General features: G+C 48.9%; 18 protein-coding genes. 7 read left to right on the top strand and 11 right to left on the bottom strand.

Annotated features, from left to right (window positions below):
* Positions 1 to 14 precede the first annotated feature (14 nt).
* The 6 genes from SPICO_RS00910 to SPICO_RS00885 all read right to left on the bottom strand — a co-directional run bounded on the left by SPICO_RS00910 (position 15) and on the right by SPICO_RS00885 (position 8,172).
* The gene (locus SPICO_RS00910; protein WP_013738818.1) at positions 15 to 1,262 is read right to left on the bottom strand and encodes a HipA domain-containing protein; all 1,248 of its coding nucleotides are present in this window, start codon (positions 1,260 to 1,262) and stop codon (positions 15 to 17) included.
* A 117-nt stretch (positions 1,263 to 1,379) separates the two neighbouring features.
* Positions 1,380 to 1,586, bottom strand: a complete 207-nt coding sequence (locus SPICO_RS00905) for a hypothetical protein (RefSeq protein WP_013738817.1) — start codon at positions 1,584 to 1,586, stop codon at positions 1,380 to 1,382.
* A gap of 121 nt (positions 1,587 to 1,707) precedes the next feature.
* The gene (locus SPICO_RS00900; protein ID WP_013738816.1) at positions 1,708 to 2,739 is read right to left on the bottom strand and encodes a Fic family protein; all 1,032 of its coding nucleotides are present in this window, start codon (positions 2,737 to 2,739) and stop codon (positions 1,708 to 1,710) included.
* 13 nt (positions 2,740 to 2,752) lie between these two features.
* A complete protein-coding gene (locus tag SPICO_RS00895) occupies positions 2,753 to 7,009 on the bottom strand; it encodes an Eco57I restriction-modification methylase domain-containing protein (protein ID WP_013738815.1) in 4,257 nt (1,418 codons plus the stop codon).
* Positions 7,006 to 7,944 carry a hypothetical protein gene (locus tag SPICO_RS00890; protein WP_013738814.1) on the bottom strand — a complete coding sequence of 313 codons (939 nt, stop codon included), beginning with the start codon at positions 7,942 to 7,944 and terminating at the stop codon, positions 7,006 to 7,008. The genes SPICO_RS00895 and SPICO_RS00890 overlap by 4 nt, the downstream gene beginning before the upstream one ends.
* Positions 7,945 to 7,947: 3 nt before the next feature.
* Complete coding sequence (locus SPICO_RS00885; RefSeq protein WP_013738813.1) at positions 7,948 to 8,172, bottom strand: helix-turn-helix domain-containing protein; 225 nt, start codon at positions 8,170 to 8,172, stop codon at positions 7,948 to 7,950.
* Positions 8,173 to 8,560: 388 nt separating this feature from the next.
* On the opposite strand from SPICO_RS00885, the gene SPICO_RS00880 reads away from it, so the two are divergent.
* Positions 8,561 to 10,375 (top strand): sensor histidine kinase, encoded by a 1,815-nt coding sequence (locus SPICO_RS00880; protein ID WP_013738812.1) that lies wholly within the window; start codon positions 8,561 to 8,563, stop codon positions 10,373 to 10,375.
* Positions 10,376 to 10,384: 9 nt separating this feature from the next.
* The gene (locus tag SPICO_RS00875; RefSeq protein WP_013738811.1) at positions 10,385 to 11,155 is read left to right on the top strand and encodes a response regulator transcription factor; all 771 of its coding nucleotides are present in this window, start codon (positions 10,385 to 10,387) and stop codon (positions 11,153 to 11,155) included.
* Between the two features lie 41 nt (positions 11,156 to 11,196).
* On the opposite strand, the gene SPICO_RS00870 is transcribed toward SPICO_RS00875, so the two are convergent.
* The 4 genes from SPICO_RS00870 to SPICO_RS00855 all read right to left on the bottom strand — a co-directional run bounded on the left by SPICO_RS00870 (position 11,197) and on the right by SPICO_RS00855 (position 15,031).
* Positions 11,197 to 11,829: an HAD family hydrolase gene (locus SPICO_RS00870; RefSeq protein WP_013738810.1), complete on the bottom strand. Its 633-nt coding sequence runs from the start codon at positions 11,827 to 11,829 to the stop codon at positions 11,197 to 11,199.
* A 9-nt stretch (positions 11,830 to 11,838) separates the two neighbouring features.
* Entirely contained in the window at positions 11,839 to 12,720 is an 882-nt protein-coding gene (locus SPICO_RS00865; RefSeq protein WP_013738809.1) for a carbohydrate ABC transporter permease, read from the bottom strand.
* A gap of 10 nt (positions 12,721 to 12,730) precedes the next feature.
* A complete protein-coding gene (locus tag SPICO_RS00860; RefSeq protein ID WP_013738808.1) occupies positions 12,731 to 13,660 on the bottom strand; it encodes a carbohydrate ABC transporter permease in 930 nt (309 codons plus the stop codon).
* Positions 13,661 to 13,723: 63 nt separating this feature from the next.
* The gene (locus SPICO_RS00855; protein ID WP_013738807.1) at positions 13,724 to 15,031 is read right to left on the bottom strand and encodes an extracellular solute-binding protein; all 1,308 of its coding nucleotides are present in this window, start codon (positions 15,029 to 15,031) and stop codon (positions 13,724 to 13,726) included.
* Positions 15,032 to 15,347: 316 nt separating this feature from the next.
* On the opposite strand from SPICO_RS00855, the gene SPICO_RS00850 reads away from it, so the two are divergent.
* Positions 15,348 to 17,081: an ABC transporter ATP-binding protein gene (locus SPICO_RS00850; protein WP_013738806.1), complete on the top strand. Its 1,734-nt coding sequence runs from the start codon at positions 15,348 to 15,350 to the stop codon at positions 17,079 to 17,081.
* Positions 17,078 to 18,814, top strand: coding sequence for an ABC transporter ATP-binding protein (locus tag SPICO_RS00845; protein ID WP_013738805.1), 1,737 nt, complete (start codon positions 17,078 to 17,080; stop codon positions 18,812 to 18,814). The genes SPICO_RS00850 and SPICO_RS00845 overlap by 4 nt, the downstream gene beginning before the upstream one ends.
* A gap of 33 nt (positions 18,815 to 18,847) precedes the next feature.
* On the opposite strand, the gene SPICO_RS09610 is transcribed toward SPICO_RS00845, so the two are convergent.
* A complete protein-coding gene (locus SPICO_RS09610) occupies positions 18,848 to 19,729 on the bottom strand; it encodes a phospholipid/glycerol acyltransferase (RefSeq protein ID WP_013738804.1) in 882 nt (293 codons plus the stop codon).
* A 527-nt stretch (positions 19,730 to 20,256) separates the two neighbouring features.
* On the opposite strand from SPICO_RS09610, the gene SPICO_RS09605 reads away from it, so the two are divergent.
* The 3 genes from SPICO_RS09605 to SPICO_RS00825 all read left to right on the top strand — a co-directional run bounded on the left by SPICO_RS09605 (position 20,257) and on the right by SPICO_RS00825 (position 25,921).
* Positions 20,257 to 22,368 carry an RCC1 domain-containing protein gene (locus SPICO_RS09605; RefSeq protein ID WP_013738802.1) on the top strand — a complete coding sequence of 704 codons (2,112 nt, stop codon included), beginning with the start codon at positions 20,257 to 20,259 and terminating at the stop codon, positions 22,366 to 22,368.
* A gap of 344 nt (positions 22,369 to 22,712) precedes the next feature.
* Positions 22,713 to 22,976 (top strand): metal-sensing transcriptional repressor, encoded by a 264-nt coding sequence (locus SPICO_RS00830; RefSeq protein ID WP_013738801.1) that lies wholly within the window; start codon positions 22,713 to 22,715, stop codon positions 22,974 to 22,976.
* Positions 22,977 to 23,080: 104 nt separating this feature from the next.
* Positions 23,081 to 25,921 carry a TolB family protein gene (locus SPICO_RS00825; protein WP_013738800.1) on the top strand — a complete coding sequence of 947 codons (2,841 nt, stop codon included), beginning with the start codon at positions 23,081 to 23,083 and terminating at the stop codon, positions 25,919 to 25,921.
* Position 25,922 lies beyond the last annotated feature (1 nt).

Below are 25,922 nucleotides of genomic sequence, written 5' to 3'. Positions count from 1 at the left end.
TACAAATAATATGTTCATCTTTCTCGCTTTCTGTCTTTTTGTAGCGAAGGATGTAAATTGGTCTTTGATATTTCTTTTTCAAAAAGATGGTCAAAAGGAATGCCACGCTGGAGCTGATTTAGCATGTCAATTTTCAATGAATACCCTTCGGCTATTTTTTTGTTTGCTTGCGTGGTCTTGAGGGGATCCTTTGAATACAATGTTTCAACGACCTCTGCTCCAGGCAGTTCGGAAACATCAACGCAGTTCAGATTCTTCACATATCCAATAAGGCTTTTCTCATCCGCAAAAACACTGTTCGTCTGGATATCAATAATCGCCAGCTTAGAGGCCGCCCCAAGCGGATGCAGATAGAACATGGAGTTTCCAGAATCAAAAATCGGCGCAGGTGACACATAATTTAGAGTATGGGTATCGCGCAATACTCCAAAATTATTGAGATGCCGGTCGGTATTGGAGATGAGAAAATCCGTGACAATCTGATATTCTAAGAAGTCTCTAATTTTATCCTTATCCAATCCCCCCTCTACGCATCTATCGATGAAAAGGTCAAATCCATTCTTTCCGGTATTTTCCCCTCCTCCCACCAGGTCAACAGCAGGGATGAACTCCAAGTCAAGTGAGGCGAAACTTTTACATGCACAAAAAATTCGCTCAGGATCGTTTCTTTGACTGGCAAAGAAATAAGATACAAAAGGCTGTTTCTTTTGCATTTCATGAAGTTGAGTTGCAAATACTTCATTGATTGCCTGCTGGAACAGAGGTCTTTCAGGTTCCTTAATGAGATATCTTTCCCCGTCTTGTATTACCCAATGTTTGGGCATTTCACCGCCTGTAGAAGCCGCAGGGGAAAACCTTCCCTTTTCATAGCCTTCACTTCCGATATTGTGCCGAAGCATAGAAAAAGGTTCAGCAAAATCGTGGGAAAACAAATTGACATCTTCCCATGCTAACTGGCTGTCTTTCGGCTTGACCCAATAATGATCACTAAGACTCAATCCAAAGTTTTTCAAAAGATATCCTTGCGTTGTGTGAATATCATATTTCCTAAGAAAATTTAAGACCGATCCTTGTGTCCGAGGGACTGCTCTATCTTGCCACCATCGTCGGAAATCACCGATACTCTTATTTGCACGAAGGGGAATAAGGTTTTCATTCTTTACCTCAAGAACATTGAACAAATACCCGTCTTCCAAGTTAAATTCCACTACAGCGGCTTCATCATCTCTATGCATAAAAATATATTTTCCAGTAGTATCCATGATTTACCTCATTTCTTCGTTTTCATACGATATTTATCATTTTCTATTTTTTTCTCAGCCATTGTCCTAGCAGCTTTAACGGTATCAGGATAATGCATCATGTCTTGCTCTATCAACCTATCTATATATCCTGAATGCCATGCGCGAAACAGGACTATTGGAATAACTTAACCCTGTACGAAACTGGTCTTTCTTGTCTCTGATATTCTTAGGAAATTTAATAATATAATTTTCTCCATCAATAGTAATGCCCATTTTAGGCCCAGCCAACCCCCCATAAAACTGTTTATTTTGTTTGAACATATTAAAATCATATATTTTCATTTTATCCTCCAAGAATTGCGAAGAATTCTGTTTAAATCCCCTGATTTGGATGAAGAGAAGCGTTTAACTCCCCCATCGTTTAAAATCAATAAACACCCAGTAAACGCCAGATTAAACACTTCTAAGACTTTCCCTTATCGGTCAACCGATATTTCTGCATCCTGCTGTTAGGTTTGTCGGGGATGGTTCTTTCGATGAGCCCGGAGTCAAGAAGTGGTGCAAGATGCCGTTGATATGCCCTGGTGTCTCCGCTCATGGCGAGAAATGAAAAGATTTCTTTGCGTGACAGAGGTTTTTTCTCCAGTGCTCTCAACACTGAGACATGAATCTCTGTTAATTCAACTTGGTGCTTTACTTGGTGCTTTACTTGGTGCTCTGCTTCATCCCTGTTCGTGTGCGTCACCTGAGTCGTTATGATTTCCAGAAGAGCCGAAAGAGTGAACTCGATGAAGGCTCCGGAATCATTTACATCACGTGAAGCTTCAATGGCCTCATAATAGAGGGGCCTCTTCTTATACATGACCGATTCCATGGGAATCCACGCGAAAAGAGAATTCCATTTTGCAAGGATGAGAGTTTGCCACAAACGTCCCATGCGTCCGTTCCCATCAGCAAAGGGATGGATCGTTTCGATTTCATAGTGGATGATCGCACTTTTGAGCACAGGGTGAAGGTCAGACCCGCGTCCCCAGACGAACAAATCTTCTACGAGCCGCGGGACAAACTGCGGACGCGCCCCACTATGGATGGGAACATCTCCATCAAATACTCCTACATCCTCACTGCGGAATACTCCCGATTCACGTATCAATCCATCGGTCATCAGCTTATGTGCTTTCAGGAAATCCGTGATGTCGTAAGGGTCACAGCTCATAATCTCGTCATAAGCCTGATAAGCGTTTTTCACTTCCTTGATATCGGTTTGCTTCCCTGCGACGATTTTCCCATCAAGAACGGCAGTTACATCTTTCAGGGAAAGAGAATTTCCTTCAATTGCCAAGGACGAATGGATAGTCCGTATGCGGTTTTCCCGGTGCAACCGTATATCACGTACAAACTCCCTCTCCCCTGTAAGACGTCCCACCGTCTCGACAATTTTTGCCACAGAGTCAGCGGCTTTCTCTGTTATGGTGTATGTCGGCTTGTCACGCATAGTCCCTCCGCTGTCACTCCATTGCCGCCACTTTTTCTTCGATGAAGGCGATTTCCTTTTCGTCTAATCCATATTTTGCATAGAGCTGCTTGTCTATTTCAGGGATAGATTTTGTCCAGTCGATATCGCTCTGCGGTGTAAAGTCCTGAAGTGGAACTTTTGACCATTTATCTCGCGGATTATCCTGTGTAACTTTTAACACACCAAGCATTGTACGAGCAAACTTTGACTTTACATATTTCAGACAGTTTTCAGCTTCAGTTGAATTATTGAACGCACCGATAGATATGAAGGTTTCAGTAAACCCGATTAGGGGTTCCCCGATTAGGGGTGTACTTAATATCTCACCAATAGCTCCTGTGCCATTAGACTTAGGTAAAATCACTTTATAACTTGTAAACCCATGGGGACAGTTAATAAAGTCTTTCCTAATATATCGATAAACACGTTGTCCGCCAAACAATCCCAATATCTGAACGTAGTCGTTCCCATCGTCAGGCTTATCTTCAAAGTAAATTATATTATCCAAAATTTTGAACGCTCCAGTACCAACATCATACTTATGCCCTTTGGACTGAATATCAACAATCTGAGGATACTCAGACACAGCAATATTGGTAAGGCGATAAACACCACGTCCAGTAATCAGGGTCTCAATTGTTTTTGAGGTTATTTTGGAGACTTTAAACAGTATGGAGTTTAATTCCTCAAAGTTTGTAAAAGTCCCTATCTTTCCAAAAGATTTATCTTTATCCCGAAGCAAGACAACTACACCACCTTTAATATCTGTATTTGGAAAAATAAGAGCAGATTTTTGCTCATAATACACGACTTTCAGATTCTCATCATTTAACATTTGCTCATTCCATGTTTTAGGAGTATACCCAGCTTTAGATAGGAACCTTGCGGGAGATATCAAACAATACTTTGGTGCTATAAGTTCAGCTAAATTATAAAAGTGGTTATATATTGGGTCGTTACTCGTACTACCTCCGACCGCTTCATCCTGATACGGCGGATTCCCCACCACGACATCGAATTTCATATCCAAGCTCCTTCCGGTCTTGGCCATTTCGGTCAAGTCACGACATTGCAAGTGCGAATCGTTGATATTCGCAAAGCTACCAAAAATAAAGTTCCTGGCGATATTGTAGATGATCTCGCTTGGTGCGAAGCCGTAAATCTGGTTTTCAAGAATGTGCTTGATCCTCTGCTTCTCGTCGGGTATCTGCCCGGCCAGAGCCGTATACAGTCGCTTTACGATTTCTGTCAAATACAAACCGGATTTCACATACAGGTCGGCAAAGGTCTTGTCTTTGTCGGTGAAGATGTCCGGGTTTTCTTCTTCCAGTTTGTCGATCATCAGCTTGACAACCTTTCTGGGTGTGTAAATCTGATTGGTCTTCTGCGGCGGGATGTAGTCGAAGATGTCTTCATCATGGCTGTCATCAAAGTAGTCGGCAAGCTGTTCTTTCTTGTGCAGAAACTCCTGTATGGATTCATTGAAGACAACGCCGTCAAAGAACTCATAGGTGTCTCGCAAGGTGCGGAACTGGTCAAGCGTTATACCGGTAACTTCTTTGAATACCACGTCCTTGATGTTCTCGTCGAAGTTTGCAAGCGTCGTGTCGGGCGTGCCGTATGCCATCAGGAACGACGGAATGGTACGGGCAAAGCCGCGCAGACGGGCGCGGATGTCATCTTCAACAGTTGTCTTTTTCTTTTCCTCGGCTTTTTTGAGGATGGTTTCGGTGGACTTCTTTGTCAGTTCTTTCGTTTTCTCTGCAACTGTGGAGACAACTTCTTTCTTGAAGTCATCCTGTATCTTCTGTGTCGTCGCCTCAAACTTCGCCTTGGCCTCGGCGACCGCTGCCTTGTCATCTTGGGCGACGGCGACTTGGCGGTCAAATTCGACCTTTGCCTCGGCCTGTTTGATTTCGGCTTGTTTCTGGACGACCTCGACCTCGCGGGCTATGATATTGGCGTTTTGCTTTACCACCTGCTCCGCTTGCGCCATCGTGACGGCACTGTCTTTCGCAAGCTCCTTTACCGTATCCAGTACATTCTGTGTGAAGGCTGTGGCGACAGTGTTTATCAGATTCGAAGCCGATTGCTCTGTCGCCTGTTGAGCGGCACCGATTATATCGGCGTAGACCTTCTCGCCAAAGCGAGCTTCGGTTTCTTTGAGAACCATTGGGGGCGGCACCATAGCGTCACCGTAGCCGTCCACTTGAACGCCCTGCGTGTCAATGGGATCGTCAGTTTGACGCGGCGTGACCTTTCCCACATCAACAGGGTTGAGCTGCCCCAAGATTTCTCGTGCTTCCGACGAGGCGAAAATGCCGGAGATATTCTGGAACAAGAGGTTTGACATAAAGCCACGCCTGACGACTTCTCTTGCCTTTAATGCCTTCGGGATGGTCAGAACCTGCCGAACGTCAAGCTCCACCATCTTGCCCTCGTCATCCTCGGCGATGACCGGGAAGAAGTTGAGCAGCGTCTTGATATGTGTCTCGCGGTCAACCGTCGTGCCGCCGCCAGAGACGGTCTTGCTGTTCAGATTATTGGCGAACTCGTCATAGATGATAAGGGTGCGCTCCGGGGCGAAGTCAAAGATGTAGGCGTTCTGCTTCTGTTGCATTTCGCCATCCGCTTCATAGTCCCACGGATTCTGCGCGCGGAAACCGGCTTGCATATAGAGGCTGGGCGACTTCACGTTGGAGAGCATGAGGACGGCTGACCATTCGGGGACGGTAACGCCAGTTGTAAGCTGCCCTACGGAGAGGGTTATCGTCTTCCCATGCGCCTTGATTGCAGCGCGTACTCTGTCCAGCGATTTCTCGTTGACGGTCGGGTCATCCTCTGTCCGGCCATCACCTGCCGCCAAGATGATCCCGTAGTTCTCAAAGACAGGGTGCTGCTTCAAGAGCTTCGCAAGAGCCTTCGCGCTCGCTATGCGGTTGAGCAGCCAGAAAGTGTGTCTCAGCTCGTCGCGTAGCTCCTTCGTGGAGAAGGGGTACTTCTCATTCCGCGTAAGAGTATCCAGCCATTTGCTCACTTCGGCTTCGTGAACGAAATTGCCGCTGTCGTTCGTCTCGAAGAACTCGTTCAAGTCGAAAGCAAAGTCTACGTCTTTGCCGTCGATATTGGCTCCCTGATTCACCTCGTCGGTGATCATCTGGCTCATCTGATAAGAGAACAGATTCAAGCGGGGAAGCCTCTCATAAGGGTTGTTCTGTGCTGCGTCCGACCACTCGGCTTTTGCGTCTTGTTCGTCCGCATATGTCCAGTTGAATATCTGGTCTTCAGAGAACCGACCACTAGCTACAGCTTTGAAAGGAGTACCGGATAGATGTAACGTGAATTTTCGTTTTATGTTGTTGAAAGCAATATCCGTCTTGAATGTATCGACCCCCTCGTGCGCTTCATCGATAACAAGCACGTCCCATTCCAGATCTTTCACCCATGTGAGCTTGTTATACATCCCGCCGAAGCTGATCGCCCCTTTCAGATCCTGTAGTGAAATGAAAGCGATACAACGAGCATCCTTGCCTTCTGGAGTGAACAGAACATCAAGAAATTTCTCACGTGTAAGAACAGGACGCTCTTTCAGAGAATCGGTCGTTGAGACAAAACGGTAGTCAGTCTGCCAAGCGATGAAGGTCTCGAAATCGTCGTACCACGAATTGGCGATGGCCGGACGGTTCGTGACGACCAAAATCTTCTGTGCCTCCATCTTGCGGACTAAATCATAGGTGGTCAGCGTCTTGCCGAAGCGTGGCTTTGCGTTCCAGAGGAACTCGCCTTCCGGGTGGTCTTTGGCATAGGCAAGCGTTTGCTCAACGGCCAATTCCTGCTCATGGCGAAGCTGGTATTCAAGGTGACTGCCCTCCCGTACGGAATTATCCAGGTTGTTGTTCCTGAAATCATCAAAGTCTTCGTGGGCTTGCTGCGGCGTTCCGTCGTAATAGAACCATTCCGTGTTCGGCTCCTGCGCAATCTTCTTGAACCTACGCAGATAAGCATGGAGTTGTTTGTCTTTGAACCAAACGTCGGAACCGGAAAACCTGGCTGGCTCCGACCACAGCTTGGAGTATTTCAGATTGACCGCAGCCGTGTGGGTCTGCTCCTTAATTCGACTGTCCACATCCTTGCGCTCAGTGTACCCTATTTTTATCCAACCATCTTTCGGGTCATACCCAAGCAGGACATAGGCGTAGATTTGGGGATACACGGTCTTTGTGGTTTTTATCACGGTCTTGTCACTCATGCCCGTTTTACCTCCCTGTCGAAATACTCCATTTTGTTGGTATCCCAATTCATGATTCTGACCCGCTTGCCGGGGACGATTTTCCATTCCTCTTGCTGCTCACCCATGTCGAACAATGACAGTTGCATCATCTCGACTCTTTCGATTTTCTCTGTCAGGGGAATGGTGTATTTCAGCCCGTCCATCTGGAAGACGTTGTAGCTGATGATGGTGGCAATTACTTCAAAGAGACCGTGTAGCGGTTCGTCGCCCCACTTGGTAAAGTGGTAGTCGCGGTAGGTGTAGAGCAGGTTCTCACGGGCGAGAAGCAGAGAATCACCGTTCCACTCGAACCCATAACTCGACTTGTAAGCAAGCTCGACCAACCGCTGCCACTCGGCCTTGTCGGACACCTCGGCGTTTATCCGGGCGAGTTTTCTGTCCACGAAGCCTTCCCGCTCGGAAAGTGGGACTATCTCGCCAGTCTCCATGTCGTAGCGCGTCGCCATATAGGGGGCTTCGCCACAGGTTATTTCAAGCCACTTACGGCGGGTATATGTCTCCAAGTCATCACCTTTGTAGCTTTCGTCTGCTGTGTCGTTTTGCTTCTTCACAACCCAGGTGGGGGTGAAGACTTCGGCCTTTGTCTTCGTTCGCTCCTTCTGCAATTTCCTTGTCTTCAAAGCCCTCGGTCTTATCAAGGAGCCTCGCTTGCCAGTGATGAGTTCGGGCTTGATTTGAGCGGTCGCCGCGTAGACAGTCGCGTCGTATTCTTCGTAATTGTCGTTCGCCCAAATGATGTTCCTGGGTGTGTTGGGCGTGGAGGTTGTTCTGTCCAAAAGCAGGATTTCAAGTATGCGCGGCATATGTGCCCTGATGTCGTTTTCCAATACATCGGACGAGCAAGGTTTGCTGTTTTCATCTGCCACAGCAGGTGCGATGGCGCTCTCACTCATGCCTTAATCCCTCGCTGTACTTTCGTCTTCATCCGGCACTAATTCCATGATGTCGGACAAGTCGCAATCCAAGCCTTTGCATATCCGTTGCAGCACGTCGGTCGTAACATTATCGCCTCTATTGAGTTTGCTGATGGTGTAGCTGCTAACACCCGCAAGCATAATCAAGTCCTTCTTCTTCAAGTCCTTATCCAGTAGCACATGCCATAGTTTTTTATAGCTAATCATTGCTCTGCGCCTCGCTTTTTTACTCCTGCCTGGTGGAACGTACACGTACGAGACATTATAGCAGATAGAGCGCGAAATTTCAACAAAAAACAGAGCGAACGCAAATAGAATATTTTGGACTTTACACATCGCAACTAATTTCGCTTAACTCTGTTCGTTTATAAAGATTTGTCCCACCTTTTAGCCATGCTCTTGCCGTCCGCGCTGCCGAGGATTGCGCCCATGGTACGCTTGATGATTCCTCCCTTATACCCTTCCTTTTCTCTCCACGAAAAACGCGAACTTCTTATTCCCTTTTTCCACCCGTTCCCTTAAGGTATGAGCCACGACACATATTCCCTGTTGCGAGACTGCGTGACTCCATATACCATTGATTAAGAGGATATACATGACCCCACAACGCAAAGGAATACGCACGAAATTTTCCGTGCTGCGCCCAAAGGCACATTCCTTTTCTTCTCACAGGCAACGGTCCCTTCTTGTCCAGCTCATCACGTCCTTCATCATTGTCATGTTCGTCCCTATCGTCATGCTCACCTTCTATTACATTGTCATTGGAAACAAGACAATCCTTGAGAATCTCAAGAAGCAAGGTGAAAGTGACATTCTGCATGATTCCATCCTGGTAACCCGCATGCTGGAGTCCTACAGGCACAAGACATACCTGCTGACGACCAATGAGCTCATCATACAGGCAGTTACGCCGAACCCAGGAGATGATGCCACCGGAGAAATATCATCCAAGGACATCTATGAAGAACTATTCAGCATCATGAAAGGAGACACCTACATTGCCTCAGCCAACATCGTAAGCGATACAGGGAACATCAGATATTCAACACATCTTTTTCCTGCCGCATATGATGTTCGTTATCAATCACGGGACATGAAACCTTTCTTCACACTTTCCCTGGCGGATTCAACGACAGCCTCCCTCATGTCCTTGGACAATCGTTATGCATCGGATGCAAACCGCCTTGCCGGAATAAACATATTCCGCAGGATACGCCAGCCGGACGGGACAGGAGTAGGATATGGCATCGTCGATATTTTTCTGGACAGCTTCTACAAGGATATTAACATCAACGGCATCTTTTCTGATGTCATCCTGATAGACAGGGAGAATTTTCTGGCATCTTCCCTGCTTCATACTGAAAGATATGGCTCTTTCTCAACGTTCCCGAACCTGTCGAGGATACGTGCCGACAGGCTTGTCCGCATGGGTTCCCGGCAGGACGGCAACGCCATGATTTCCTGGGCTCCCATCACAGGTACGGCCTTCTCAATCGTAGGCATAACGGAAACAGCGTCATATACACGGAACATACAGGAGTTCTTTTCCATCGTGGCTATGGTTTCCGTAATCGGGCTTGCCCTGTCCGGCGTGCTTGCGTATATTTTCTCCCGCACTATCTCACGCCCTGTCGAACATCTTGTACAGTCTATGCGCACTGTAGAAAACGGAGAGTTCACAGTCAGCCCGACAGAATCCCACATCAAGGAGATTGCCCAGCTTGATGATGCGTTTTCTCGGATGATTGAACAAATCGTGGAGCTTCTCAGGCTGACAAGGGAAGAAGAAGAAAAATTGAAGGAAGCAGAACGCAAAGCCTTGGAATCACAAATGAACCCTCATTTCCTGTACAATACACTCAACGCCATCACCGCTTTAGCTAAATTACATGGAGAACAGGAAATACTCACCATAACGACAAAACTTGGCATGCTTCTGAGAAACAGTATTGATACGCAGCAAAGCACTGTGACGCTGCGTGACAGCCTGACCATGATAGAAAACTATCTCGCCATACAGAAAATCAGGTTTGGGGACAAGCTTAAGGTTACGTGGCATGTCGATGAATCCTTGTTGGATATCCACACCCCGAAACTCATCATCCAACCTTTTGTGGAAAACTCCATCATTCATGGACTGGAACCGAAACGAGGCGAATGGAAACTTGCCATCCTTGTAGAAAAAAGAGAGGGCTTCATATTCATTTCAATCCGTGACAATGGCGTAGGGTTCCCTCCAGAGGGGGTTCCGGAAACATTGGAAGAATTTGCAGAGAGCGATCATTGCGGGATGTATAATGTATACAGACGTTTGAAACTTCATTATGGTGATGCCGCGGATATACAGATTTCTTCAATCCCAAACAAAGAGACGTGTGTCATATTGAGCTTTCCCCTGGAAGACGCATGAGGTCGTAAAATGAAATATACAGTGGTCATTGTGGAAGATGAAAAATATACCCTTGAGGCTCTTGTCCGTACTACTCCGTGGGAACAGTTGGATTTAGAACTCATCGGAACTGCGGAAGACGGCATGAGTGGCGAAGAACTCATAAAAGACATGGAGCCGGACATTGTAATCACTGACATACGGCTTCCCGGACAGGATGGTCTGGACATGTTGTCCCATAGTCCTGTGAACCATGCCATAATCCTAAGCGGATATATTGACTACGCGTACATGAAAAAAGCAATACGGCTTGGCGTGTTTGATTACCTGCAAAAGCCAATGGAAGAAGGACAACTGGAATCAACCTTGACGGAGTTGGTGAAAAAGCTTACCGAAGAAGAATCAGAATTTGCCCGTTTCAGGAAAGTCCAAGACGCTTCCAATCTGTTCATTGCCCTTCCTTCCGCAGCGGGAAAGCATGTCCCGGATGCCGCCATCCGTTTCATTGAGGAAAACTATCAATCTCCCATAGGGCTGCCAGAAGCGGCCCGGTTTGCGGGAGTGACGGAAAGTCATCTCAGCCGGACATTCAAGGAAGCCACTGATATAAACTTCCTGCAATATCTGAACGCATTCAGATTGAACAATGCCATACGGCTCATGAGGAATCCTGGCAAGAACATTGGTGAGATAGCATCAGAAAGCGGCTTCCCCACTCCAGGTTATTTCGCCAAACTTTTCAAGAAATACACGGGCAAGACTCCATCACAGTTCCGCGATGAACAAAGCCAGATATCCTGATGCAGGGCAAGAGACAGTACAAAAGTGTCGCAGAGGCTTTTTCAACCCTGCGCATCCAACCCGGTGGCTTCGCTCCCGAAAGCCTTCATGAGGGCATCGTCCGCGGAAATGTCTGTTTGCGCATAATGCAGGCAATGAATCCCCATGGAACGGGCGGCATCGATATTTTCCAGAAGGTCATCGACAAAATATGTATCATCAGGCTCCTGTCCTTCCGCCTCAAGGATATGGGAAAAATAAAACCGTGATGGCTTGCTCAGACCTATGAGATGAGAAGGATACAAGGCATCGAACAGACGGAGAAATCCCTTCTCTTCAAGTATCTGCCAGTGCGGGGCAAAAGTGTTTGAACCACATACCACCCTTTTTCCTTGGGAGCGCAGATACTTTAACAAAAAGACCATAGGGTCGTTCGGTACCGGCTTGAACCAATCGGCAAAAGGCTCACCGGATACCGTGACGCCGAATTTATGGCGGATATGCTTCCAATAGTCTTCAGGACTCATCGTCCCGTCCATCAAAGGAAATTCATAATGACAATAATCATCCTGGATTTCCTGCCAAGGAAGATTCCATCGGGAAGAAATATCCCTGAGTACCGTTATGTTCCTCACCACCACGTTGCCCATGTCAAAGATAAACAACGAATGCCCCAGGGCAGAGTTCAGCATCATGGTTTTCTATCAGCCTTTTCTGGACTCGAATACAGATGAACCACCGATGAAATAACGCGACAGCGATATGAACATGATGAACATGGGTATGCTGGCCAGAAGCGCCGCAGCCATCAACGCGCCTTCATCAGTACTTCTTTCTTGGACAAAGGTGGATATGTACTGCGGGATTGTCTTCATTTTTTCATTCTGGCTCACCAACAGCGGCCAAAGAAGATTGTCCCATTGTCCTCGGAAGGAGAGTATGCCCAAGGTCGCTATGACCGGCTTGCAATTGGGGAATACAATCTTCCAGAAAATCGAGAACTCACCCATGCCATCGACACGCGCGGCATCAAGGAACTCCTTGGGAAACGTCGTAAGATACTGGCGCATCTGGAAAATACCGAAGGCACTGACCATGAACGGCAAGATAAGACCTATGTAGGAATTCTGTATGCGCAGCTGCATGACAACCATGTAGAGAGGAATCATGATGGCTTCAAACGGAATCATCATGGTGGCCATGATCAGCATGAAAACAAAGTTCCTTCCTTTAAAATGGAACTTTGCAAGTCCATACCCTGTGATGGATGCCAACAGGACTGTAGTGATTGATACCGAGACGGCGACTATCAGGGAGTTGGAGATGTTACGCAGGAAAATATAGTTCCCGTCATTTCCTTTGATGGCTTTTACAAAATTTACATAGTTGAGCCTATCAGGAATCCATTTATACGGCATCTGGAGTATTTCTCTGGATGTCATCATGGAGGCTGTTATCATGAACAACAAGGGGATGAGCGTAAAAACCAACATGATAAGCAGGACAGCATATATGAAAATGTGCGGAAGCGATACTTTCGCCCTGATGTGGGATCCATATGCGAGCAAGGATGTCTTCTGTGTCATGTCCCACCTCCTAATAGTCTACCTGGTCTGATTTGGAAACCCTGAATTGAGCCCATGTGAAGAAAAGCATGAGCAAGAAAAGAACCACGCTCATAGCGCTTGCCCGTCCCAAGTACTGCTCTTGGATGCCTGTCACATAGATGTTGAATGTAATGACGTTGATGGGTGCCCTGGGAGCTCCATTGGAATAGAGCATGTATTGCGTACTGAACGTCTTCAAGCATTGCAACATTGCCATGATGGATACCAGGACGACCGTTGGCTTCAGCAAGGGCAAGGTAATCTTCCAGAAACTCTGCCATTTCGTGGCTCCGTCTATCGTGGAGGCTTCATACAGCGTGGGCGGAATGGAAGCAAGCCCGGTTATGAACAGGATGACGAAATATCCTATGTATTTCCAAAAGTAGATGACCATGGTGGAAACCTGTTCCATCGTGCCGTCTACCAGCCATCGTCTGTCAATGCCCGGAGTGCCGAGAAGTGCATTCAGCCATTGGTTCCCCAGGCCTCTGGGATCAAATATGATCATCCAGATAGCCGCGGCGACAACAGAAGACAGCACCGCCGGACAATAATAGGCTATCTGCAAGAATTTCTTTGTCCGGTTCCCCGACAAGTTTGAAATGAATACTGCCAGAAGAAGGCTGATGATCAACAGGGGGACGAATGTCCCTATGGTGAAAACAAACGTCGAACGTAAGGAATTGTAGAAAGACAGCGCATTGTCCATTGTCGCTGGATTGAACAACCGTTTGTAGTTTCCCAAGCCAAGAAAAGCAGGCGCAGCTTTGCTCAATGCTCTCTTGTCGAAAAAACTCGTATAAAACGCATTGAGTATGGGATAAAAGCTAAAGACAGAAAAAAACAGCAGGGAAGGCACGACAAAGAAAAACCCCCAGCGAGCCTGTTTCTTTTCTATGGTGATATATTTTTTTTTCATATGGACCGCCAGAATGGTAAAGATGTATCCATGCCGGAATGAACCGGCATGGAATAGGAACTTTTATCTTTGCTCGTCAATGACTTCCTGAACGGATGCTTTGAGTGTAGCCAGAGCCTTTTCAGGGGAAACTCCTGAAAGCATGACAGACTCCACCGCATTGCGAATCAGTGTCTGTATTTCCGCGCTGTTTTCTTCAAAATAGACCATATGAGCCCGCGCCATGTCGTTGATGAATACATCACTGTACGGCATATTGCGCAACGTATCAGATTCAAGAAGTGCTTTCGTCGGTTGAATGAGATTTCCGCCACGTGTCAGATAGTCTTCTCCATGGGAGAGCAGGAAGCCCGCCAACTTCCATGCGGCTTTCTGCACCGCAGGGCTGGAATCAACGTTCACCATGAAGTAATGTCCATAATAGCAGGATGCCACATCCCGAACCGCATCCTTGAAGACGGGGAACGGTACGACCATCCAGTCTCCGCTCTTGAAGAATTCCGGGTTGTCACTCTCAATGCGTCCCTGCTGATAGAGCCCCGTGTTAGCCATGGCTATGTCGTTGTTGTCCATATTGAACAGGTTACGGGCGGCTTTATATGTAGGAGAGCCCAGATTGCGTCCGCTTGGTCCCCATTCCTTCATGAAGGAAAGCACTTTGAGCCATGCTTCATCCCCGACAATCGCCGTCTTGCCATCATCACTGATAAGCTGTCCACCCAACTGCTCAACCATGGGAACCATTTCTGTCAGATAGTACGGGTAGCGGAAATCAAAACCACGGCGGACGATGATGTCTCCGTCACGGATGACGATTTTTTCAGAAATCTCCATCATGTCTTCCCATGTCTTCGGATAATCCTTTTCAGGATCCAGTCCAACGCTCTGGAAGACTTTCTTATTGAGATAAATCGCCCAGTTCGTCAGTTCCAGGGGCAGGCCATACAGTTTGCCATTGACCGTTACGGCATCAAGGACGTGTGGCGCATACTTTGCGTACACTTCACTTATGTCCGCGTATCCGGCGGCCTGGGCATCGACAGGAGCAACACGCCCATTGGTTATATAGGCAAACTGGTTTTCAATGGGCAGGTTGAACATGTCCGGCCCTTGGTTGGCGGCAAAAGCAGTCTGCACCAGCTCAATCTGCTTGACTGCGGCCTGTGTGGATCTCACGACTTTGATATTCGGATTGTCCGCTTCAAACTGAGCAATCAGTTCTGTTTCCAGCTGCGTTCTTGCTGGATCCTCATGAGTCCAGTAATTAATTGTTATGATACCGTCTTCTTTTTTGTCTTTTCCTCCTTGGGCAAAAATAACTGCCGGAAGAAGCAACAAGACGATCAAGAGAAAAGTAAAAGTTTTCTTCATACAAGCCCCCTTTTTTAGTCTGACTTTACTATCCCATCAGGACAAAAGTGCTACAAGTGAAGGTTTTTGTTGTTTTTGAACCATTTTATTCATCCTGATGCGTCCGTCATGAACAGTGGCTATGTCCGTCTCTTGCCTTGAAGAAAATATCAACCGGATATGCAGTCAAGGCAGTGTTCAAGCTCCCTTCTCCCCTGTTGCCATCATTCTGAATCATGCTTTGCGGACAGGAATACCAAACATTTCCAATATATTTTATTTTTCTGTATAGTCATCTCTCATAGGAACAGGTATAGGGATAGGTAAGGATGAGAATATGTTCAAACTGATGAAGCATCTCAGGAACTACAGGAAAGAAGTCATCATAGGACCTTTGCTCAAGTTCCTTGAGGTAATCTGCGAACTTGCATTGCCGACCATCATGGCCTTGGCCATCAACAATGGTGTCATCATGCAGGACAAATCCTATGTTCTGAAAATGGGCGGACTTATGGTGATACTGGCCTTCGCAGGCTTTGCGTGTGCCTGGGTATGCCAGCGCGTTGCCTCCTACACATCCCAGGGCTTCGGTACCATGCTGAGGGACAAGCTGTTCAGCCATATCATGAGCCTTTCGCCGGGACAAGTCCGGGATATGGGAGCCTCCACCCTCACTAATCGGCTGACAAATGATGTCAACCAGATGCAGCTCTGGGTAGCCATGATGATACGGCTTGTCTCACGTTCCCCCTTCATCATCATCGGTTCCTTAATCATGGCGTTCTCCCTTGATGTCCGTCTTGCGCTGATTCTTCTGGCAGCCACCCCGTTCCTTGGTCTGATCATCTACCTGTTGACCCGCTTCACCTCACCACTCTACCGTTCCTACCAGAGCCGTCTGGACATCCTCGGCAGACGTGTAAAGGAAAACCTGTCCGGGGTCAGGGTCATCCGCGCTTTCTCAAAGGAAGACTATGAGGAAAAGAGATTCGCCTCTGACAACAATGGTGTACGCGACACTGGGCTTGGCATAGGAAGACTTTCCGCGCTTTATTCTCCGCTGACATCCTTGGTGGTGAATCTAGTAATCCTGACAATACTCTGGCAGGGAGGCATACACATAGAAGGCGGTACGCTTTCCCAAGGTGATTTGATTGCCTTCATTTCCTATGTGAACCAAATTCTGGTCGCTTTGCTGGTATTGGCAAACCTGATTATTCTCTTTACTCGTTCCTTGGCCGCGGCAGGAAGAATCAACCACGTGTTTGACATAACTCCGGATATCATAGAAAATCCACGCTTTCCTGAGACTCCGGCCATTGCTGGCGAGGCGGTGGGGTTCTCCCATGTGCGCTTCGGTTACAACATGACGGGGGAACCTGTCCTGGACAATGCCGACTTCACCATTCCCCGTGGAAAGGTCGTCGGCATCATCGGAGCGACCGGAAGCGGCAAGTCCACCATCGCCGCGCTGATTCTCCGGTTCTTCGATGTCATGGAAGGTTCAGTCAGGGTCGATGGGCGGGATGTGAAGGATTATCCTTTGACTGTGCTGCGGGAGAAGATAGGCTTTGTTCCGCAGAAAACCAAACTATTCTCAGGAACCATCGCGGACAATATCCGTTGGGGAAATCCTGGAGCGCCTGACGAACAGGTCAGACATGCCGCCACCCTTGCCCAAGCCCATGATTTCATCATGGAGATGCCAGCGGGATATGACTCCCCGGTGAGCCGGGACGGGCGGAATCTTTCAGGAGGCCAGAAACAGAGGATTGCCGTTGCCCGCGCTTTGATCAGACAGCCGGACATCCTCATCCTCGACGACGCGACCAGCGCCCTTGACTTCCGGACGGAAGCCTTGGTACGTACCGCCATCCGACGGGACGCTCCCGACCGTACAATGTTCATCATCTCCCAGCGTGCCGGAATCGTAAAGGACGCCGACATCATTATTGTCTGTGACAATGGGCGCATAGCCGGAATCGGTTCCCATGCCAGCCTCCATGAATCCTGCGGTGTATACAGAAATATCTGCATGTCACAGCTCACCGGACAGGAGGCTGCTTCATGACATCAATTTTCCGGCGTATTTTCCAGATATTAAAAGACAAGCGTCTGATGTTCGCCGCCGTCATTGTCTTTTCCTTGGTGTCCGTCTTGGGGATTTTGGTTTCTCCCCAAATGATTGGAAAGGCAATCGATGGCCTGAAAAGCCGTGGCAATGTAGATTTCCCCCTGCTTTTCCGCATGGCGGGCATTCTTGCCATATTCTACGCCGCTGGTATGGTCGGCCAGTGGATAAGCGTCTATCTTGACAACAGGCTTTCCTGTGAGGCCAGCCACAGGTTGAGGAAGATGCTTTTCTCCAAGCTCCAGCGGGTTCCCATCCGCTTCCATGACACCGCCTCCCACGGGGATGTCGCCACACGTTTCATCAATGATGCCGAGGCGGTCAGCGATGGTATGTTGCAGGGCATGAACGCCCTTATCCAAGGGATAATCACCATTGCGGGAACCATAGTGTTCATGCTCTCCATCAACCTTCTGATGGCCGGAGTAATCATTCTTTCTTCTCCGCTTGCCTATCTGGTAGCCCGCTTCATCACCGTCCGTTCCCAAAAGCTGTTCCGTGAGACCGCGCGATACGTGGGAGTCATCAACGGATATGCGGAGGAGATGATTACCGGACAGCTTGAAGTGCTGGCATTCAATCATGGGCAGCAGGCACGGGAGACATTCGCAAAGATGAACCAGGAGCTGAAGAAGGTCGGAACCCGTTCTCAGTTCATTTCCGCCATGGCTAATCCTTCGACACGCATAGTGAACAATACGACCTATGCAGTAGTCGGCATCATAGGCGGCCTCGCCGCCTTGACAGGAAACCTGAGCGTGGGCGAACTGTCCAGTTTTCTTCTTTACGCCGTCATCTTCTCCAAGCCCTTTAATGAAATCACAAGCGTGATGGCACAGATACAAGCGGCGGCAGCATCAGCGGAAAGGATTTTTTCCATCCTCGATGCCCCTGAGGAAGTCCCTGATGATCCGCATCCTGTCCGACTGGACGACTGCACCGGAGAAATTTCATTCGAGCATGTCAGCTTTGCTTACGAACACGAGCGGAAGTTAATCCAAGATTTCGACATGCAGGTGAAACCAGGAAGTCGCATTGCGCTGGTCGGCCGCACGGGAGCCGGAAAGACGACGATGGTCAACCTGCTGATGCGGTTTTATGATGTGGATCATGGAGCGATCCTCCTGGACGGAACGGATATCCGCAGGCTGACGAGAAGCGGACTGCGCAGGCACTTCGGCATGGTACTCCAGGATACATGGGTGTTCGACGGGACAATTCATGAGAACATTGCCTATGCGCGACCGGAGGCAAGCCGGGACGATGTGATTAGGGCGGCCATGGAAGCGGATGCTGATTCTTTCATCCGTCGTCTTCCCCACGGATATGATACCCCTCTGGCGACGGATGATTCAGGACTTTCGCAGGGGCAGGTTCAATTGCTTACCATTGCCAGGGTGATGCTGGCCGATCCTCCCATGCTCATCCTTGATGAAGCGACAAGCAACATTGATACGTTCACCGAGAAAAAGATCCAGGAGGCTTTCCAGCGCATGATGAAGGGGCGCACGACTTTCGTCATAGCCCACCGCCTTTCCACCATCAGGAATGCCGATGAAATCCTTGTAATGGAAAAGGGTTCCATTGTGGAAAAAGGAACGCATGCCGCCTTGATGGAAAAAAAGGGTGCCTATTACGCCCTCTATACCAGCCAGTTCTCCAGCGGAGCATGAGGTTCATGCCCCACCCTACGTATCTCATGCACTTTATGCATCAAGAAGCGTGAGGGGGAGTCCAGGGGAAAATTCAGCGTCAATGTCCAAGGAAAGATTGAAGACATGCTGGCGGATGCGGCATGCCCATTCGGAATCAGACAGGTCTTTCGAGAAGACAGAATAATCAATGGGTTTGCCTACCTTGAAGACTATATGTGAGCCATTCTGCCGGAACATCTCATCGACCAAGAGGATGGATTCCAGGGAAGCTTTGATGCCAAAGAAACGGCGCAACCAGCTTACGTAGTAGAATCTCCGTGAATTCTGCCCTTCTATGTACACGGGGACAATGGGGCGACTGGATGTCCTGGAGAACTTGACGAATGTTGATTTCCATTCATAATCAAAGAGGATGCCGTTTGAGAGGGGACGGGAACAATAGCCCGCCGGAAATATCATGATGGGTCCCGGCTCCTTGACGGCATCAAGAAAGTCAGCGATTTCTTCCCGTTCCTTTGTCTGTGGCACGGGCAGGAAGAAAGGCCGAAGGGGAATGACGCGCATGAACAGCTTGCGGGTAATCATCCTTACCGAAGTGTCATATGAAGCGATTTTTTCCATCAACAGCAGGGATTCTGTTCCTCCCAGCGGATGATTCGCCACGAATATGGGGTTCCTTCCCACTATTTCGGAGATGCGTTCTTCCTTCTCAAAAGTGGTAGTAAGGTTGAAATCTTTATTGATGCCCTGGAGAAAGGCTAAAGGTTCCTTATGTTCGTGCTGTTTCCACATCTTGTTGAGGTCATTCTCATGGATGAGGCGGGCAATTATGTTCTCCACCCATCGGGGTATCTTTTTCGCAAGCCGGGGGCTCACGGAAGTTGCTATCTCATGGACATCCAAGAATTTTCCTTCCGGAACGGAATTCTGCATCAGGCGGTCCCCTCTTTGAACAAAGTTGATACCACGAGAATTTGCAAAGCAAGGCGGAGTTGAAGGAAATCAAACCTCTGGTCACAAAGAAGTGTATCGTACAGAGACAGGGAGAGTAAAGGTGATTGGGAACAAAGCGTACAACATGGATATGATCAAGGAATTTCGCAAGGAAAAGACGGGAACAGGAATGAAAGTTGTCATTGATACAAACATTCTGATATCCACCCTGTATCTTAGCATTGTGTACGTTCAAAATGTAATTTATTAACACTAATAACATCTAAAATCATTAACTAACCCGAAAGTATTATATGGTTTTCTCTGCTTTTCATGCAAAATAATACTTTTGGGTAATAGCTTTCTGCTCATAACGGATTTACACTACCATATATTATTATCTCCGCATTGGTTGTGCTGATATGCTGTCATCTTCTTTACGGAGAAAGGAAAAGACACCATGAGAGAGAGAGAGAGAGAGAGAGAGAGAGAGAGAGAGAGAGAGAGAGAATCTGAGAGTGCTGCATATGAACAAATTTAGCAAACCAGTCTTTATAGTTCTTACGACCATTCTGATGCTTCTTATCACCTTTATTTCATGCGACAGCAAACTGAATGTCTCACATACCAATGCAGTGCGCTTCTCCACGGAAATAGGACGCAAAGTCTCAGCCAATTCCGAATGGGAGGTTGGTGATGTAGTCAGCATCTACATGCTGGATCATGAAGATCCGGTAGCTAGTGCCGTCACCGAGCGCGCCAACAAACACTACAAGGCTGACGTTGCCTCCCAGACCTCCAGCTTCATTCCTGTCGATGATGCCAATACCCTGAAGTGGAATGACATTGACAACAATGCCAGTGATACGTTTGATTTCATCGCCTTCTTTCCTTATGTGCCAGCCATGTACCCTGGCGCTGATCAGGTGTTGTTGGATGTCATTACAGGAGGCAACGGGGAACAGGAGACTGGAATGGCAGACGCCCTGTGGGGACGCACCGACAATGTACAGAACAATACCTCGACGGTACAGCTGAAACTTGACCACATGCTTTCCCGCCTGATTGTCAACATCATTCCGAGCACGACCGTTGATAAGGATGCCATTGATGACGGTACGCTTGACGCTACAATCAAAGGGTTGCACACGACAGTCAGTATTAATCTGAATGACGGAAGTCTGTCTACTCCCAATAATTCCGACAAGACTATTTACATGCGGAACGTTTCCGACACTCTTGGTCAAGAAGACTATGATGCGGGCAAGCGCAGGTTCGAGGCTGTGCTGATACCTACGGGCAACACTTTTGCTCTGGATAACTTAATTCTGGAGTTTACCCTGAGCGGTGGTGCTGGAGCTGGTACATACACATGGAAGCCAAGTACCACCGGTGCTGTAGCTGACGGAGACAAGCATCTGATTCACTTTGACAAAGGCAAGCAGCATGTCTACAACATGACGCTCAATACCTCTGATGAAGAAGTCGCCGTTGCCGCTATTGAGATTGAGATTGGAGAATGGGATGAAGGTGACGGCATAAACGGGGCCGCTACGTTCAAACCATACCGAGCCGTCTCCGCCGGAAACACTCACACGATGATCCTGAAGAATAACGGTACGCTCTGGGCGACTGGATACAACGGAGCGGGTCAACTGGGTGTCGGAGATCAGAACAACAGAACCATGCCCGTTCAGGTCAAGGCTAGTACCGATCCCAACGACTTCATGACTGATGTCAAGGAAGTCTCCACTGGAGCCACCCATACGATGATCCTGAAGAAGGACGGCACTCTCTGGGCGACGGGAGCCAACCAGTATGGTCAACTGGGTGATGACACTACGGCCAATAAAAGCACGCCCGTGCAGGTTATGCCTGATGTCGCGGCTGTCTCCGCCGGATTGAATTATACGATGATCCTGAAGACGGACGGCACGCTCTGGGCGATTGGATTCAACAGTTTTGGTCAACTGGGTGTCGGAGATCAGAACAACAGAACCACGCCCGTGCAGGTTATGCCTGATGTCGCGGCTGTCTCCGCCACAGTCATTTACACGATGATCCTGAAGACGGACGGCACTCTCTGGGCGACGGGAAACAACTATTCTGGTCAACTGGGTATCGGTAATAATGAAAACAAAAGCACGCCCATGCAGGTTTCGTCCATGGGTTCTGATGTTGCGGCTGTCTCCGGCGGAGACATTTTCACGATGATTCTGAAGAAGGATGGCACGCTCTGGGCGACTGGAGACAACACTTATGGTCAACTGGGTGTCGACGAGGCGACCACCTATACAACAAACATACCCGTACAGGTCAAGGGTTCTGGTGGGGTCGGGGTCATGACTGATGTCGCGGCTGTCTCCACCGGAGGATCCCATGCGATGATTCTGAAGAAGGACGGCACGCTCTGGGCGACTGGAAACAACACGACGGGGCAACTGGGTCTAGGTAATAATGAAAACAAAAACACGCCCGTGCTGGTTATGCCTGATGTCGCGGCTGTCTCCACCGGAGCCTCCACCACGATGATTTTAAAGAAGGACGGCACGCTCTGGGCGACTGGACTCAACGATGAAGGTCAACTGGGTGATAACACTATAGTCAACACAAACACGCCCGTGCAGGTAATTTTTTAGATACTCTGAAGTGACCTCCACCACGCACAGTGCAACGTGCGGGAGTTATCTCTCTCCCCGTATACGTTCTGCCACATGCAAACGGAGGTCACTTTTCACGACAACGGTAATCCACAATTGCGTCAATACCACACGGTGTTATACCGTGAGGCGGTGATAGCATAAGCCGTCTGCGTTTTTCCTCATGGTCAGGGGTTATCGGTTAAATTTTTCACACTTTTGTGACGACCTCGCATTGAGGGAAACGCCGTTCCTTGAAACGCTTCATGGACAGCCAGAGGTTTTTTCATTATATTCAAGATACCCCTCAGGGGGTGTAGTTTCTACGACAGCAGGAGGATGCGATGCGGGCGGACAGGGACAAGGTGACACGCCTTCTCAAGACAGCGCGGGGACAGATTGACGGTCTGATGAAGATGGTCGATGAAGACCGCTATTGCATGGATATCTCCAACCAGCTGATGGCGACACAAGCCATCTTGCGCACCATCAACCGTGACATCCTTCACGCCCATCTTGAAGGGTGCGTCGCACAGGTCATGGAAACCGATGACAGCCGCAGGAAGATTGAGGAAATCCTCCATGTGATGGACAAGCTGGCGAAATAAGGCGGGGCTTCCCTTTCCTTGCTCTCTCCTTATCATAGCCCGGAACGCCCTATACTCTTTTCTTCACCGCTATTTCAGGGTATCGTGAGTACAGGGAGACACACATGAAATCCTTTTTGACATCAGTTTTTGCCTGTGGTCGTGTTCTTTTCCTGCTTAGCCTGGCTTTCCTTGCCCTGACGCCACTTTATGCATCCGGACAAGAGCCTTACCGGGGATGGGAACAGAGCGAGACGGAGCATTTTCTCATAATCTTCGAACCAAAAGACAGCCACCATGCGTATGAGCTTGCCTCATTCGCGGATGAGACGTACACAAAGATTTCCAGGGCGTTGAACCATGCCCCGTCAGGAAAGATTCCGGTGATTCTCGCCGGCAGGACGGCTTTTGCCAATGGCTCATTCGCTCCAATGCCTAACCGCATCACCTTGTACCTTACCTCACCTGACGACCGCTTTCTTGGGACGCGGACGGAAAATTGGTTGAAGACGGTGTTCACCCACGAACTTACCCACTACCTGCACCTGACATCCCCGATAGGAATCGGGAAATACCTTGCGATATTCGGACCGGGAATGATCGCTTTCAATCAGGTTCTCATGCCCCTGTGGTGGATAGAAGGACTCACCGTCTATGCGGAATCCGTCTACTCCGAGGGTGGTCGTGGAGATTCTCCTCTTTTCGCCCTCCAATGGGAAGCTCCCCTGCTGGAAGAAAAGATGTGGTCGCTCGCACAGGGCTCATATTCTTCTCATATGCCACCGTCAGGCCGCTATTATCTTACAGGTTATCTGATGGTTGACTATCTGGTGCATCATTACGGGGAAGAAACAATCATAGCCATCAACAACCAATTCACCGGTTTTCCCTTCCTGGGGATGGATTCCGCATTCCGCTCCCATACGGGGATGACAGCTTTAGAGATTTTCTCGGCGGCATTGAAGGAACAGGCAGATAAACTGGCCTCCCGCTCACGGTTCAGGACAGGAACCCTTTTTTCCCCGGATGAACCAGGTACGTACTCCTTGCCCTACAGGACAGAAGCGGGATTGATAGGACTGACAGCGCATCCTGACCGGACGGCACGCATGGTTCGCTACGGTGCAAATGAGACGGAAACTAGCATGCTGGCGGTAATTCCCGGAGCTGACGGACTCTCTTTCTCTGCGAGCGATGATGGTCTGAAAGTTGCGTATAGCCGCATCCATAGTACATCTTGGGAATATGGAGCCATTGGAACAGCGGCAGTCAGCTATGCGGACATTGTGCTGTACAATGTGGATGACGACTCATCCGTCTGGCTCACGTCAGGCGGCAGGTTCCTCCATCCTGCTCTTTCACCTGATGGGAAGAAGCTCATAGCCATTGAAGCAACGGGAACCCGGTACAGGCTTGTCAGGATACCCATGGACGGTGGGGACGGTGAAGTCCTTTATGATAATCCTGAGACAAGCGTTTATGAACCTCGGTTCTCTCCCGACGGTCGGAGCATTGCATTCATCGAGACCTCCCATGGCCTGTCATCGCTGCGAATCATGGATGAAGATGGCATCAGGAGCGTAGTCCCGCCAGGACGTGCGGAAATTAGATATCCTCGTTTCAGTGGTTCCGACACGCTGCTTTTCTCAAGTGATGTGGACGGAACCTTCGCCCTGTATGGCGCAGACATTTCTTCATCAAAGAATACGGATGGCGAAAGCTCCATTCTTCTTCTGGCACGCGACCCCTCTGGTGTCCTGGGGGCAATCCGGGATGGAGAGCGGTACATATACGCCACGGCTACCGCCGAAGGGCAGGCACTCCGTTCCATCCCTGCCACGGAGGTTCTTAACGAACCAGTCATCTGGAAAACAGAAGAACATCGTCCGTCAGGACAGGAACAGTCGGAAGAAGCCTCCAAGGAATTTCCGACATCACGATATCATGATATCCCACGTTTCTCATACTGGTTCCCTGTCTTAGGATTGGAGTTCGGCGACTCCACCGGAGGGGTGTATGGCGTCAGCGCATCATTCGACAGTCTTTTGCAGAAAAATTCCGTGAATCTTTCCGCGACATGGCAGACGGCAGAACAGATTATCAGCATTTATGCACTCTACCGACATTCGCCTGGCCCCTTTGTTCTGGAACAACAGACGGCCATTGGGTTTTCTCTCAATGGAGGCTCCGGCGCGGGGTCAGTGCTTGAATCGCAGACTGCTGTGACCGTCCCCTTGGCTCGTAAAATCGGATTCAGGGGAACCGGTCTGCTCCATCTTGCAGGGATGGCATATCTGGGGTTTGACCTGTCAGAAGGTTTTGCTTTGTCTCAGGAAAAAATCACACTTCAGTATGACTGGAATGAATCCGCTCCGGTCACTGCCCTGTTCGGACGAGATGGATTCCTGATGGGCATGTCAGTGTCAGCTTCTCAGGACAAGAGCGCAGGCAACGCATGGAGTCCTGCCTTTGCATTCCTGTCTGTCCAGAAAGCCGTAGCAGGTCGGGCTAACCATGTAGTGCGTCTGGATGCCGACCTGGGAGTCAGTCTCACCGATCACCGGATTTCTTCAATCCTGCTTCCATCCAACAGTCCTGTATCCTCTGCTTCCCCATGGGAAACCCATACCGACTTCCGGGCAAAGCTCCGCGCCGGTCTTTCCTACAGCATCCCCTGGGCAATCGACCAGCCTTTGCCATGCTACGGGGGAATCACGGGAATCGGACTGACGCTGAAAGCGGAGAGCATGGCATATCTGCTTGACAGCGGCATGGCATGGGAAGAAGACGTATACCTCAGCGCTGAGCTGGGAATCACCCTGAAAATAGGGTCTCTATCCGCAATAACGCCTAAGATAGGCGTCATCTACAGCCCCGCGCGCAACAGCGTCCGCGGCTATGTCTCCATGTTGGGAACCACAATGGGCATAGGGGCATCATCTCATCGGCTGATAGGAGTCTTATGAT

It is taken from the genome of Parasphaerochaeta coccoides DSM 17374 (assembly GCF_000208385.1).
Taxonomy (GTDB): domain Bacteria; phylum Spirochaetota; class Spirochaetia; order Sphaerochaetales; family Sphaerochaetaceae; genus Parasphaerochaeta; species Parasphaerochaeta coccoides.
The sequence above is the reverse complement of the archived record's forward strand: the minus strand, read 5'-3'. Positions and strand labels throughout refer to the sequence as shown.